Origin of the sequence: Lewinella cohaerens DSM 23179, from assembly GCF_000379805.1 — a bacterium.
Lineage (GTDB): Bacteria > Bacteroidota > Bacteroidia > Chitinophagales > Saprospiraceae > Lewinella > Lewinella cohaerens.
Genome location: NZ_KB903548.1, coordinates 22,497 through 36,970 on the forward strand (window position 1 = coordinate 22,497; position 14,474 = coordinate 36,970).

14 protein-coding genes are annotated in these 14,474 nt (G+C 43.0%); 2 read left to right on the forward strand and 12 right to left on the reverse strand.

What is annotated here, in order from left to right:
• Positions 1-75: 75 nt before the first annotated feature.
• The 9 genes from A3EU_RS0115775 to A3EU_RS0115830 form a co-directional block, all read right to left on the reverse strand.
• Positions 76-1,113 carry a S66 peptidase family protein gene (locus A3EU_RS0115775; protein WP_020537154.1) on the reverse strand — a complete coding sequence of 346 codons (1,038 nt, stop codon included), beginning with the start codon at positions 1,111-1,113 and terminating at the stop codon, positions 76-78.
• Positions 1,114-1,149: 36 nt separating this feature from the next.
• A complete protein-coding gene (locus A3EU_RS0115780; protein ID WP_020537155.1) occupies positions 1,150-1,971 on the reverse strand; it encodes a hypothetical protein in 822 nt (273 codons plus the stop codon).
• 760 nt (positions 1,972-2,731) lie between these two features.
• Positions 2,732-3,403 (reverse strand): NUDIX hydrolase, encoded by a 672-nt coding sequence (locus tag A3EU_RS0115790; protein ID WP_156825787.1) that lies wholly within the window; start codon positions 3,401-3,403, stop codon positions 2,732-2,734.
• A gap of 88 nt (positions 3,404-3,491) precedes the next feature.
• Positions 3,492-4,274: a uroporphyrinogen-III synthase gene (locus A3EU_RS0115800; RefSeq protein WP_020537159.1), complete on the reverse strand. Its 783-nt coding sequence runs from the start codon at positions 4,272-4,274 to the stop codon at positions 3,492-3,494.
• A gap of 98 nt (positions 4,275-4,372) precedes the next feature.
• Complete coding sequence (locus tag A3EU_RS0115805) at positions 4,373-5,347, reverse strand: DUF4271 domain-containing protein (protein ID WP_020537160.1); 975 nt, start codon at positions 5,345-5,347, stop codon at positions 4,373-4,375.
• A 150-nt stretch (positions 5,348-5,497) separates the two neighbouring features.
• On the reverse strand, positions 5,498-5,710 hold the full coding sequence (locus A3EU_RS0115810) for a hypothetical protein (protein WP_044086062.1): 213 nt from the start codon (positions 5,708-5,710) through the stop codon (positions 5,498-5,500).
• Positions 5,711-6,244: 534 nt separating this feature from the next.
• A complete protein-coding gene (locus tag A3EU_RS0115820; RefSeq protein ID WP_156825788.1) occupies positions 6,245-7,141 on the reverse strand; it encodes a hypothetical protein in 897 nt (298 codons plus the stop codon).
• 16 nt (positions 7,142-7,157) lie between these two features.
• A complete protein-coding gene (locus A3EU_RS0115825) occupies positions 7,158-8,072 on the reverse strand; it encodes a hypothetical protein (RefSeq protein ID WP_020537164.1) in 915 nt (304 codons plus the stop codon).
• Between the two features lie 102 nt (positions 8,073-8,174).
• A complete protein-coding gene (locus A3EU_RS0115830; protein WP_020537165.1) occupies positions 8,175-8,705 on the reverse strand; it encodes a hypothetical protein in 531 nt (176 codons plus the stop codon).
• Positions 8,706-8,983: 278 nt separating this feature from the next.
• Here A3EU_RS0115830 and A3EU_RS35640 point away from each other — a divergent pair, with 278 nt between their 5' ends.
• Positions 8,984-10,876 carry a glutamate-cysteine ligase family protein gene (locus tag A3EU_RS35640; protein WP_483805859.1) on the forward strand — a complete coding sequence of 631 codons (1,893 nt, stop codon included), beginning with the start codon at positions 8,984-8,986 and terminating at the stop codon, positions 10,874-10,876.
• Between the two features lie 112 nt (positions 10,877-10,988).
• Here the strand turns inward: A3EU_RS35640 and A3EU_RS0115840 are convergent, their stop codons facing one another.
• On the reverse strand, positions 10,989-11,315 hold the full coding sequence (locus A3EU_RS0115840; protein ID WP_020537167.1) for a T9SS type A sorting domain-containing protein: 327 nt from the start codon (positions 11,313-11,315) through the stop codon (positions 10,989-10,991).
• Between the two features lie 290 nt (positions 11,316-11,605).
• On the opposite strand from A3EU_RS0115840, the gene A3EU_RS0115845 reads away from it, so the two are divergent.
• Complete coding sequence (locus A3EU_RS0115845) at positions 11,606-13,285, forward strand: T9SS type A sorting domain-containing protein (RefSeq protein ID WP_020537168.1); 1,680 nt, start codon at positions 11,606-11,608, stop codon at positions 13,283-13,285.
• Positions 13,286-13,312: 27 nt separating this feature from the next.
• On the opposite strand, the gene A3EU_RS0115850 is transcribed toward A3EU_RS0115845, so the two are convergent.
• Both A3EU_RS0115850 and A3EU_RS0115855 read right to left on the reverse strand, forming a co-directional pair.
• A complete protein-coding gene (locus A3EU_RS0115850) occupies positions 13,313-13,822 on the reverse strand; it encodes a type III secretion system chaperone family protein (protein WP_020537169.1) in 510 nt (169 codons plus the stop codon).
• Positions 13,823-13,903: 81 nt separating this feature from the next.
• Positions 13,904-14,386 (reverse strand): DUF4265 domain-containing protein, encoded by a 483-nt coding sequence (locus A3EU_RS0115855; protein WP_020537170.1) that lies wholly within the window; start codon positions 14,384-14,386, stop codon positions 13,904-13,906.
• Between the last annotated feature and the right edge of the window lie 88 nt (positions 14,387-14,474).

Genomic DNA, 14,474 nt, shown 5'->3' on the forward strand with positions numbered 1-14,474 from the left:
CATCAACGACTAAGCGTACATTTCGACTACGTTTTTTTTAACATGGGTTTTCGCTGCATAGCGAGAACCCATGTTTTATTTAATCCATGGTTCCAGCAGCGTAATACTTTTACTTGTGGTATCCAGCCGAGCCTTAATCCCCATTGGAAGGGTACACATATCATCAACATGCCCAAAAGACAAGCCATAAATGATGGGCATATCTAAATCTCCTAATCGATCTTCAATCGTTTCGAGAAGGGAAAGAGAGCGACTGCCGCTTTTGCGCTCACAACCAGCAAAAACCCCCATTGCTATACCCGCCAAATCAGACAGTGGCCAAGCTTGTCGTAAACTGGTGAGCATCCGATCTATCCGATAAGGTTTTTCACCAACATCTTCCATAAAAAGAATTTTATTCTTGAGTTTAGGCGTGTATTTCGTTCCTAATGCGCTGGCTAGTAAGGTCAAATTCCCACCAACCAATCGCCCTTCCGCTACCCCTGGACGAATAATTTTCGTGGTATAAATTTCTTCTTCCAGCGCTTTCTCTTTCTGTAGAGGAGCAAGATCAATGCTATAGTTGTCAACAGGGCTAAAAAGCATTTTTTCAAGATGCTGCCGGGTATAATCCGTGAGTGTAGAGCTGCCCACCGGGCCGTGGTAAGTAACCAGACCAGCATAGCGTTGGATAGCTATATGAAGCGCTGTAACATCACTGTAACCCACAAACACCTTGGGGTTTCTACGGATCATCTTAAAATCAACCTTTGGCAGCAAGCGCGCACAACCGTAGCCACCTCGGGCACACCAAACTCCTTTTATTTCGGGATTAGAAAAAAGTTGATGAAAGTCTGCCAATCGCTGCCCATCACTACCCGCCAGAGAACCATAATCTGCCCGGATATTTTTTCCTAACACTGGTTTTAAGCCAAGGCTTTCAATATTTTTCACTGCTTTTTCCAAGCCTTCATCTTCGATATAAGAAGCAGGAGTAATGAGGCCCACCTGGTCACCGGGCCTCAAACGGGGTGGAAGCAACATGGGCTTCTTGCTTTCAGCATTTGCTTTCATCCCAAGCGAAAGGCCCGCTGTTGCGGTAAGCAAAGTAGCATTAAAGGTTCTGCGGTTCATGATGTTGTTGTTTTAGTTGCCAGATAGATACAAGTACTACCACTTTCTGTTGCCTCCCAAGCGCTTGCGGCCCCAGAACAAAACCTGAAAACCATAGACGCTTAAAAAATAGACCATTGCTGCAAAAGACATTGCCCCTAACCCCGCATAAACCCGGACGGAACGTAAATTGATATAGAGAAACTCATAACAAAAAAAATCTGTCAAGACAAAGGCCGTATGGATGCCAAAAAGGATAAACAACCCTTTAAGCAATTTGCTTAAGTACCAGACTTTCCGCCCTTCTCCAACACTTAACTTCTCCCGCTTTTGAGGGTTTGCCGATGACTGTCGGAGGTGATAGCGTCTTTGATAGACATAACGGTAAGAAAAATAGAGGTAGGCAAAAAAAGATGCTAAATAAATGGCTTGTTCCAAGCCTCCGTAAAAGGGGTTATAAAAATCTCGGCTTACGGCCAGTTTATCAATCGGTTGGCGAAGAAAAATGGACCAAAAAAACAGCCATTGCGCAAGAGGCAGCATAAAATGCTTCATATCGCTCCAGCGCAATCGATATTCAGGATAAAGGCTTAGTTTAACATGAAAAAAAAGCAAGGCGGGAATAGCCAACGTAAAATAGATAGGAAAAAACTTATACGCGGGGTAATGATCGTAAAAGCCTGTTACATAAATAATATTGTGCAGCAGTGTTCCACCGATACAAAGCAAAAGCAAACCATAAAAAATATTAGCCCGCTTTACGCCCGAGCGTTTCAAAAAAAACAAACTCCCTGCAGTAACACTCATCAACACTCCTCCTCCTAAACTGAGTAGCAGCAAATAATATAGCCAGGAATGAGGTTCGTGCCAAGGTAGCATATTGAACTTATTGGAGGGATTTCTTTAGTTTTCCAAAAATATAAAATTCGCATCACAAACCATCTCCCAAGCGAAATGTTAGGATAACATATTCGAATATACAAGTTTCGCCACCCTTTTATACCTCAACACATGTCCGGCTTTTGGCAGCGATTATTTAATTTAGAAAAAGCAGTAGCCCAGAGCTCTTCTAGCCAACCGATCATTCACGAGCTTATCCAGCGATCAGTTGAAGAAATAACAGATTATGAGCAATGGAAATCGTCCTACATTCTACGGAGGCTTATTGATTGGCTTGCTGATCAATATACCGTTTATCACAAAAGAGGTTCGGTTAACGATGATGGTATCGACTTTCTAAACCTCCCTTCTTCCAAAGGGTTCATTCTTTACTTTCACCGTACAAATTATACCCGCCGAGAAGCAACTTTCCTTTTTGATTACTTTAAAGAAAGGATTAAAACCCTCAATTATCGTACTCAAATATCAGATACGAAAACCTATAACCGAAACCAATGGGTAGAAACTGTCGAAAAACACTATCTCAAACCTCGCTTGGAGTTTACTGAAGGCGAAAAAANGAACCAACAATTCGGCAATATTATGATAGAGTTGGAAATTAGAAATGACCAGATACACAACCTACGCCTTCGAGCGACTCATTACCAAGATTTTAATTTTTCTCCTGTGCTTGATTTTCACGAACTAATGCAGCATCTCTTGAATAAGTCAAGCTTTGATGCTCATTAAAGGTGGAGATTTATTGTTCCCAAACCTCCAACAGCTCACTTATCATCATCGCTGTTGCCCCCCATACCGTTTGTTGCTCTACTGCGAAATAGGGGACTTTTTTGAGCGTCATTTGTGAATTGATCCGCAAATCTTTCAACTGACGATTTTGTGCGTCTATAAAAGCAAGAAAAGGAATCTCTAACACCTGCTCTACTTCTTCAGGCTGAGGATTAAAGACCGGTTCATAATCAAGGAACCCTACATATGGCTCTACAAGGAAATTACTCACAGGAATATATAAATCTGTAAGAGCGCCAAGAACCTCAACATCACGCCGATCTACGCCCACTTCTTCCTCTGTTTCACGCAAAGCTGTTGCCTGTAGGTTTTCGTCGCTCGCCTCTCTTTTTCCTCCAGGAAAGCTCACCTGACCTCCGTGACGATCATTAGGATTTTTATTGGGCCGTAGAATGAGGGCCAGGTGCCAATCTTTAGCCTTGGGATAAAACAAAGCTAAAACACCAGCCTCTTTAGCATTTGATGGTGGCAAAGGCGTATCCTGGCGAACGGCATGCGCCATTTTATACTGCGCCTTACGCCCAGGTAACGGTGACTGTAAGTTTCGACTTAACTTTTCGATAAAATCAATCATAACTGGCTTGAGGGTATTCTCCCTTACCAACAGCAGGGAATAACACATGGTTGATATCAATAAAAACAAACATCCCGAACCAAGCACAAAGGCAAGGTTCGGGATGCATAGATCTTTATAAACACAGGATATAGAACTAACTGATATCCGGATTAGATTGCTTAAGATAAATTTCCAGTGCCTTCGTCATTGAAGGAACTTCTGGTGGCTGAACTCGGATATTTACATTTAGCCCATGCTCTTCAACAGCTTTGGTAGTAGAACTGCCAAAAACAGCCAAACGCGTGTCCTTCTGCATGAATTCCGGGAAATTTTCGTACAAAGAGGTAATCCCCAGAGGGCTGAAAAAGACCAGAATATCATAAGTGACATCACTAAGGTCCGACAAATCACTGCTCACCGTTTTATACATCATTGCATCCTGCCAGTTAAGCTCCATTTCCGTCAAGTAAGAGGAAACACCTTTAGCGCCAAGGTTGGAACAAGGAAGAAGAAATTTTTCGTCTTTGTTCTTTTTCAACGCATTGCTTAAATCTTGGATATGACGCTTACCTACAGATACTTTACGCTTCCGGTAGATAATAAATTTCTGCAAATAATTAGCGATCGCTTCTGTCAGACAAAAGTACTTCGTGTCTTGCGGCATAGTGATACGCATATCTTCACAAATGCGGAAGAAATGGTCAACAGCATTTTTTGCCGTAAAAATGACTGCAGTAAATTCGTCTGGACGAACGCGCTGCTTTCGAAATTCCTTTACTTCTACCCCCTCTACATGTATAAACGGCCGCCAGTCTATCTGGAGATCATATTTCTTTTCCAGCTCATAGTAAGGGGACCGCTCTGGTTTGGGCTGGGAAATAAGGATACTCTTAACGCGTTTGTACGTCTCCTCCATCACATTGGTATTTGCTGCCATGCACACGGTTTTTTTTAGAAAAAGATGGCCGGCCGCTTAATCTCATAAGTGAAAAACCACTTGGTAAGTTGACGGAAACAAGTTGTTCCATCACTTATTCAGAAATCGGTCAAATATTTAAATAAGCATAGGGCAGGCCCGATTTCGACGGCGCAAATATACGACAAAAAGTGAAACTGGTAATTGAAAATAAATCGATTAGCAATAAACAGCCCTCGAAAACTACGCAACAAATACACCACTAGCATTGTCCCGAGGCAGATATAAATGACTGGTGTCTGGTATTCAACGGGGATATAGGCAAGGATAGCAGTACCCACCGTAAGAAAAAGGCCAAGTACTATGGCAAAAATCATAATCGTGAAACTGTAACGACTTGTTTCTTTTTGTACAGGAAAAACATACCCAATAATTGCCAGAAGTAAGTGCTTGACAACCATCAGGCTAGCAATACCCGCAGTAATATACATAAACTGTGACCACAGCTCCTGCTTTTCAAGATACCCCCAGTGCCGAAGTGCTAATACTGTAAAAAAGCCCGCTGCAAGGAAGAAAACCGCATAAGTGATTAGAAATACACCTAAAGCACCAGCCTCTCTTTCTCTGTATAACTGAGAGAGTAGATTGTCATTGAAAAGCGCTCGATAAGCCTTGACGTACATTCCTCGAAAGAAGATAAGACTCAACGTTGCAGCTCCTAACAAGAGCAAGGTAATCAGCAGCAAACTGCCGCCTGTTGTCGCACCTTCTGCGGTCGTTACCGAAACATCACTGGATTCTTCTTCACCACCGGATACAGCTTCGTTATCACCTACAGGCGTAGTAGGAACAGCTAAGTCAAAAGGATTAGTCGAGGTATCCACAGCGCTAGACTCGTTCGATGACGCAGTAGGCCTACCCGCCCGGTCTAACTCAAAAGGATTTGTTTCTGACGCTGTATTCTCTTCTACGGGTTCTTCTATTTGAGCAGTCGGGTCAAGCCTAGGGCTTAGCTCAAAGGGATTGTTGGTATTTTGCGCACTTAGCGTAAATACCCATCCAGACACCACGAAGAATAAAGCCCAAAAACGCATATAGATTCTTTAGAAACAGCACAAAAACAAATTGAGCCGACGTTTTTCAAAAAGGAGACTAAGCTATTCAATTTAAGCGTGTCTACTTTTTGAAAAACCCAAAAGGAAGCTTAATTTGTTTTTTGCGCAATATATTGTCACAAATGTAATTTATTCTTGCGGGATTTTGGTGCGTAGAATGCTATAGCAGACTTCTACTCCCCGGAAATAATTGCTGAGCATTAAATTTTCATCAGGGCTATGCTGATTATTATCAGGGTTAACCAAAGGAACGATCACCGCAGGGACGCCCAGTGTTTCCACAAAAGGAGCAATTGGAATTGAGCCCCCGTGGGTACGAATTTTAACTATATCTTCTTGCAAAGCATCCACCATTGCGCCCTCCAACCATATNCCCGTAGGAGCATCGAGCGGCGTACGGGTTGCACGTAAAACAATACTGTTGGAGGTCCTCTTTCACCATGTATTCGGCCAATAAAACCGCTATACCTGCGGTGGGCAAACGCTTCACAACAAAATCTCGCTGTCCAAACTGTGCTTCGCACCACTTGATATTAGGCTCCAACTCCGCAGGGGTATTGGCATCACAAGGGAGGCTCAAAAAATCGCAGTATGCAGGAAGCATCGCAGCGGCAGCGGTTTCAGTTTGGTATTTTTTTTGGGCCGACAACAGCGAGGTGGCTAATACTAAAAACGTAAGAAGGAGGAAGGTGCGGGACATGGATGGATGGTTAGATGGTTTGTTTGTTAGATGATTTTTTTGTTTTTGTGGTGTCAATTGCTTTGGCAATTTGTCCTTTTCATCTTCCTTTTGAGAGGCTTTGGCTGTTTAACTCAACAATATACGGAAAACTGAATTTTGTGTAGGTACTCGTGCAAGTCTAGGTGCGCCAAGAGTTATTCGACCTCCAAAATATAAGGATCAGTAGACAGAAAATCATTTCTTTCACCAGTTAGGTGGTTAAAATAGATACCTGAAAATTCCAGTGTATTGTGATGGATTTTCAATAAACTATCTGGATAAGCGATATATAACCCTTGATAAACGGGAATATTCTGGCCGTTTATGGTGAGGTGAATATCCTCGGATTGACTAGGCTCCGGGTATTCTTCTATCACAATCAAAGTATTTCCTTCCTTTTGATTGATATCCTTATTTTTGTAGACAACGGGCTCGTAGACAGAGAATCCACAAATCGAGGTTCCACCAAGCAAGTCAGCCACAAAATAGAGCACTTGAGCTTCTAATATGTTTAAATCTAAAATAACCTTTTGAAGAGCAACTTTTCTTTCAACAGCTGTTAACCTTTTTCCAAAGAGCTCTCTATTTGTTTCAGGAATAAAGGAAACAGCCTCAGCAAGCTTATTGCAATAAGCTTTGATCCTATTTTCTCTTAAAAAGAGAATGGAATCATTGGTAAGCAAAAGTTTTTCAAAGTCATTTAAAACTGAATAGTGAAAATCAATCAACGAGTGGCTTAGTTTTTCCATATTTTGATCCTGCTGACCTAATGCTACATCTGAATTTTCTTTCAACTCGTTTCTTATAGAATCAATCGCAAGCCTAAAATTCTCCATAAAATCGCCAATAGGCCTGTACTTCTTTTTGGATTCGCTATATAGAAGATACTGTGTATTGCTGAACAATAAATCGTTGTCTTCTTCAAGTTGTAAGGCGGCGTATTGCTGGCTTACTAACATACTATTCAGCAAGTCCGTATCAATTCTACTTTTCTGGCAAGATGAAGCCATTAGGAATACAGTGCCTGCCAATGCAATGACAATCATTCTCATAAGACTCAGTTCTTTATTAATCCACAATAATCGAATAAGGAAAATCCTCTATCAATACCTGAATTTCTCCTGTCACAGGGTCTTTCAATTTTCCTGTGATGTAGATCGTTTTTTCGTCTTGATAGATTGGGGCAGAGGTGTAATAAGCAAAACGTCCTTTTGCAGAACTCAGCTCTTTATCATTGACATAGATATGGAGATTAAAGCGCGAATGCTCATAACACAATCCAGGAAAACCAATAATAGCTTTAAACGACCTCCCTCTGACCATTTTGTTCTGCTGCTGGATAATCTCCGGCAAAGAATAAAAGTACCCACAATCATTCATTCCTCCCGACAGCTCTGCGAAATGGTAAATAAGGAAAGCAGCCCGCTGTTTCACATCTGTTTTCATTTTAGCAAGCAAAAAGCGTAGGTCTCTATCCGTGAACTTAGTGTAGTGGCTATTTTGCCAAAATGTTTTCGGAACTAGTGTGTGGTCAGAAAGCCACTGAGTATATTTTACAGCATCCTCTTTTTTTAAGCTAATAGAGTCTCCGTATTCTTCCATAAATTGGTAATAACTTCTTTCTATCCTAGTGTTTGTAGCAGTAAGAATTTTCTCTAATGTAGCAAAGTGTTCTAATTGTTTTTCTCTTGAAAAATCTTTCTCATGACGGAGTGCAAAATCGCAGACTCCAATAGCACTTAATAATTCTTTGGTTGCTAAAAGAATAGTGTCCATTACTGGTCCTATCGGTTGATATTTTCTTTTTATGTCATCTCGTAAAATTTTTATGGTCATTTGATAATCGTCCTTACCAACTTTGTCCAACAGGAAATCTACTCGCTCAAATGTATCCATTGCTTGTTGTAAATTTTCTTCTTCTCTATCAGTACAAGCACAGCAAAGCCAGGGCAGCAAAGCTGCCAGAAATAGATAGCGCATCATAACTTGGTATTTTGTAATTAAAACACCACCCTCATTGTTCCGGAAATTAAAAGAGTAGAATTACTAGCATAATGCGGTGAGGGAGAAAAGTAACACCATCCCCTACTTAAACGCCTCAAAACCATACTCCAACCTAAAATCTACACTGTAGGGAGATATTTCCCCGAGAAAGAATACCACCTCTAATTTATAGAGCCCTGAGGAAAGCAAATCTTTAAAATTCCCCAATGCAGGCAGGAGGTTGATATTGCTAATATTACGACGATAGATGTCATCTATATAAAAAGCCTCGTCAGCTGCGGTGCAATCCTGTTGGCTATTGGGGCAAATACGTACCGATACTTCCGAAAGGAAACCAGTATCCAGACCGTCAACCGATACCAGGCGTGCATAACGAGGGACGATCTTGGTAACATCCGTTGCAGAGTAGCCACTGGCATTCAGAAAACTGGGGTAATTCGTAGGGATGTTGGAAACCGCCACTACAGAACTAACAAAAGTATTGGTTCCCGCCGCGAGCGTAAAAGACTTCGGTGGGTAGTCCATCTCAAAGAGAGATTCTCCAATTTCATCACGACAAGAACCGAACAACGTCACGACTGTAAGTAGAAAAAGTCCAAAGAATAACCGCATAGCTAGAAGATTGAGTATTAAAAACTTGGGTAAAGATCAGGTTTTACTACCAAACGCTGTACCGCAGAATTTTATATAAACAACGTCTGTTTTGACAAAATTATTCAGGAAGTCTCCTTGGCTAATTACAAACGATTATATTAGCCAGATAATATGCCAACAAACAATTGCTCAAAGTATAGATCATGGGGGAACAAAGAGTTACACTAGTACAAGATGAAAAAAGCATGCACAGTTTTGTACGACATCTGCTTAAGGATGTTCGTGCGCTGGAATATATGCTACAAAATGAGTGGTTTGAAAGCGATACTATCCGGATTGGTGCTGAACAGGAAATGTGCTTAGTCGACCAGAAGGACTTGACTCCGGCCACTATTGGCCCTGAGGTTTTAGAAAAACTTAGCAAGTACCCCTGGGCCGATGGCGAATTGGCACGGTTCAACCTAGAGACCAACCTCACACCTCGTGTTTTCACAGGAAAATGCCTCAGCGAAATGGAGGCAGAAAACATGCAGCATCAGAAGACGATCCGTAAACAAGCTCAACTGATGGGGGCAGAAGTTGTACTTACAGGGATACTTCCTACGCTGCGGAAGTTTGACCTCTCGATGGATAACCTTACGCCTCGGCCACGGTATTTTGCACTCATGGAAGCGATCAACCAGCAATTGATCGGCACAGCCTACGAATTACGGTTATCAGGTATTGATGAATTGCTGGTCAAGCACGACTCTCCCCTATTGGAAGCGTGTAACACTAGTTTTCAGGTACACCTGCAAGTGACGCCTGATTCCTTTGTTCAGATGTATAATATTGCGCAGACACTAGCTGCACCGATTATGGCGATTGCAGCCAACTCGCCCATTGTTTTTGGTAAACGCTTGTGGCACGAATCCCGGATAGCACTCTTCCAACAGGCGCTTGATGTGCGTACCACCCACGATCACCTCAGAGAACGAAGCCCTCGCGTAAGTTTTGGCTCAGGTTGGTTGGATAAATCCCTGATGGAGATTTACAAAGAAGATATTGCTCGCTTCCGCGTTTTACTTGACACCGAAATAACGGAAGACAGTATTGAACAAATACGCAACGGAAAAGCTCCAAAACTGAAGGCCCTTCAAGTGCACAACTCTACCGTTTATCGCTGGAATCGCCCGTGCTACGGCATCAGCGACAATGGGAAGCCACACTTACGCATCGAAAACAGAGTGCTGCCTTCTGGCCCTACCGTAATTGACGAAGTTGCGAATGCAGCCTTCTGNTTAGGTGCAATGACGGGTATGGCCGCCCGCCATGCAGACATTCGCGAGAAGATTTCCTGGGAAGATGTTCGCGACAACTTCGGCAAAGCTGCCAAATTCGGTATCGACACCAACTTCACCTGGTTTGGTGATAAAAAGATCGGTGCTTGTGAATTGATACTAGAAGAACTACTACCCATCGCACGGGAAGGGTTGGAACTGAGGAAAGTTGATAAAAAAGATATCGACAAATACCTTGGCGTAATTGAAGGAAGAGCCAAAGCCCACATGAATGGTGCCCGCTGGCAATTGAGGGCCTTCAGTAAACTTAAGAAAGAAGTAAATCGCGACGAAGCACTTGCTATTCTAACCGCCTGCATGCTCAAACAGCAAGATGAAGGAAAACCTGTACACACCTGGGAAATGCCACAACAAAGCGACTTGAAAGAGTATGGCCCTGCCACCCTCACCGTAGAGGAGTTTATGGAAACGGATTTATTTACCGTCCATGAAGCTGACCTCATTGAAATGGTAGCCCACTTGATGGACTGGCGAAAGGTCCGCCATATGCCTGTCGAAAACACCAAAGGTGACCTTATTGGGCTGATTACCGGCCGAATGATGTTGCGTTATTTCGCCAATGGAAAAACCGTGAACGGAACACCTGTAACAGCTGTACGAGACATCATGATCAAGACGCCGCTCACCATAGACCCCAAAGCCAATATCGTGGTCGCCATGAAAATGATGCGAGAGAAAAAGATCGGTTGTTTACCGGTGGTCCAAAACAACGAATTGATTGGCATCATTACCGAAATGGATTTCGTACGAATATCTAGTCGCTTATTAGAACGGTTAGCAAACCGTAAAGAAGAAGCCGCTAGTGCAAAAGCACAAGTAAAAAAGCTGCAAAAGAAAGCCAAAGAGTAAACTGTCTCACTCACTCAAATTCTTAAAATGGTAGGGCCTTCTACTTGCGCAGAAGGCCCTACCATTTTTACATTCGAGCGTCAAAACAAAAAAGGCATTGCTGCCAAAATCGTTAACGTATGCTGATACGCCTTGTTGCAAGGCGACGATCCTGTACCCCTAATAACTGAACCAGGTACATGCCTTTCGGTAAATCGCCAACATAATATTTATCTTCTGCCCGGTAAGTGTAGGTCTTAATTTTGCGCCCCGCTAAATTGAACACAGCTACACGCTCAACATCCTGATTGGTACTTACCTGGATATAGTCTACTGCCGGATTAGGAAACACCTGTAATTCTGTAACGGCCGGAGAGCTTCCGAAGGTATGGAAACTTGTCTGACCGATAGCAAAATTGCTTAACAAACAAAAAGAAAAAAGGAGTATAAGGTGCTTCATTTATTCTGGGGTTTGACTTGGGATTATGAAACTGTACAGTATAATATCCTCAAAATAGCATAAAATGTTTAGCAAAACAAAGGATTTTTACTGTACTTAAATAAAATTTAACACAAACAACACAATAATTCCTAAGGGGGCTTTTGTCGGTTACCTGCACATTGATGCCGTTAATCACGATTCCGTTACCGGTCAAAGCTTTTTTGTCAGCTATTTGCTTTCTCATGTTGGAGAAAATAATAATCTTGAAAAAGACTTAAAAAACATCTCTCTACTAAACCTACTCCAGTATGATGCGCTCAATCACACTACTTGCTTTTTTTGCACTTTCTTTCTTAAATGCCCAAAATGACTTCAGCTTTGTCCCTCAAGATGAGTGGGCAAATTACGCCGCTATGGACGTAAACGGAAACGCCATTGCGCTTGCAGGCTTCCATGGTCAATGTGACACTCCTCATCTTAGCTACCTTGATAAAAACACAGGTGAAGAATTGTGGAGCAGCGACGAAGCAGCAATGGACTACGGCACCTATACCGATGTGAAATTTGCTAACGACGGCTCTATTTGGGCTGCTGGGTGGCGAAGAATGTCCGATGATGTTTCTTTTGAATTCATGGCAATTATTACCCACTTCAGTGCCAGCGGAGAAGTCCTATTCCATCGTGAAGAATTGGACAACGAAGCCAATGAAGGAGGCATTATGTCTGTGCGTCCCTTGCCTAACGGACAAGTCTTCTGGAGCACAGGCTTAACAGTCCAACGCCTAAACAGCGATGGTACCACCGACCTCTCCTGGAGCTTTGATGGTCTTGAAATTGTTCATTTGGCGGTGCTCTCCGACGATGCTTTTGCCGTAAGCACCGACATTTCCATTATTATGAAAGAAGCCTCCGGTGATCAACAGGAAATTTATAACTCCGATACCTATATCACCGACCTTAAGGCAGATGCAGACGGTCTTTATTGGACAGATGGCCTTAGTCTCTGGTTTTACAATTTCAGTACAGAAGAAACTTCCAACTTCCCACTCCCCGTTACCCTCATAGAAGGTACGCGGCTACACATTGACGAGGCAGGCGTACAGGTTTACAGCACACTCGGTTCTCCTCATGTTATTGCAACCTTTCTACCCGATCAAGCGGAAGTAGCTATCACCAATACTTGGGAAACACCAGACCGAACACTTTTGCAAATCATTGAAGAGAATGGTACTTTTTATCAGCTAGGCAATGATCTTTTTGAATCACAAATAGGTTACGCTTATCTCTCGCATGGTTACGTCCGAAAAAGTACGGGCCTCCCTACAATTACTGGCCCAGATATTGGCATTACGGGGCTCAACATGACCATTGACAGCTTCGATCTCTACATTTGGGATATATTCGATCGAGTCCGTGTTTCCTGGTCAGGCGAAGTACAGGTTACCAATTTTAGCGATACACAGGTAGACAATTTCCTGATTGGTGGGCCCATTCAAGGTAATTTCAATTGTGCCGAAGGCCGTTTTTTTTCGCAAGAAGCGATCACTATTCCTGCGAATTCCAGCATCAGCGTTCCATTCACTTACGGTAGCGACCATGGTGTAGACTACGATGAGAATGGCAACCTCATTGTTAACCTAGACCTCTGCTTATTTACGGCAGCACCCAACAGTGAACTCGATGAAAATACGGCAAACGATCACTTCTGCGAAACCTTCACGGTGGTAGATACAGAAGAGCAGCTTTTGGCAAGCAATGAATTGCAAGTCTTCCCGAACCCTACCAATGATCAAATCACGCTCTCTTTGCCCGGCGCTCAACTACAGGCATTGTCTGTTTACGACCAAACAGGCCGCTTGATGCTTCAGCAAAAGCTCGGCTTTGGTGAACGGGAAGAGGTTTCTTTAACCCAGCTGCCGTCAGGTGTTTATTGGCTAAAAGTGGTTACGGACAATGGGGTTATTAGCCAGAAAATCAGTAAGCAATAAAGCTAGCCTTGGACATAGCAGCAGTGGCTACGCCCCAAGTTGGCGCTTGGCAACCTCCAGGTCGATTTTTCCCTGGGCTACGCTCAGGATTAGTGGGCCGAAGGATACAAAAGTACTGGAAAACATAGAGAACGTGTCCAGAAAGGTCTCTTTGTTGGGCGGCTGGAAGCGTGGCAACGCATAAACGTAACGATAAAACAGGCCTCCTTCCGCAGTGACACCGAAGTACCCAACTGGCGTGCGAAGATTCAGGTAATGCAGGAGTTCGTTGGTGCTTTCCGGCTCCGCTACTGCCTCTTCTGACAGGTAAGCAAAGAACTGCAGCAAGTTGGTCTCGTCCAGGGTGTCTTGTGTAGGGATATAGATCAACTGCACGGAAGATTCTGGTGCATCAGGTACGGACGGAAACGGCGCTATGAGATAGTTTAAGGGAGATTGTTCCGATTTCTCAATGAGCAGCGCGCTGATGTCGTGCTCTTTGAAAATCCCCTCCAAGTATTGGAGGTCAACAAGCTGACGGTTTTCTTCGGTAGACATAAGAGACTTTGTTAGATGCGAAGGTAGATATTTCTACAGGAATGATATTCGTAGAGCGAGGAGACAGAAGCAGCAGTTGCTTTACTTCCCTCCTCTGCGCAAATCTGCTTGGTGTTTGGCTGATAAATACGTTTCAGCATACTCCAGATTATCTTTCTCGTATTTGTTGAAGATCGTTTTCATGTCGCCATAAAAAACACGCTTGGGTACTTCCATCGCAAAATAGCGGTCGTTGAGTTCCTCTACGGTACAGCCTAGTTTTTCAAAAGCCGTAACCATTTCTTCTTGGTCATACTCCTCGTTAATAATGGCTACTACGGCAATAGAATTCCCTGAACTCTTGGTGGTCTGGCGATATAATAGCCCGGTTTCCTCTTTATCGTAAGTGGCATAAAATTGGTCATCCGTAGCAATGGAGGCGCCATAAAAAGGAATACTCTTAAGCTGATAGAGGCCCTTTTCTTCATCGACTACTTCTGCCCACAATACTTCAATAATAGCTTCTTCCAGGATAGGGCTATCGTATTTGAACAGTACTTCTACCTTGTTTTTCTCAGTTGCCATTCTTTTACTTTTCAGTTTTTAGCAAGACTTTGCCATAGACATCCCTACGGCGGCGGCAAAGGTACGTAGAAAGATACGAGCAGCTTCG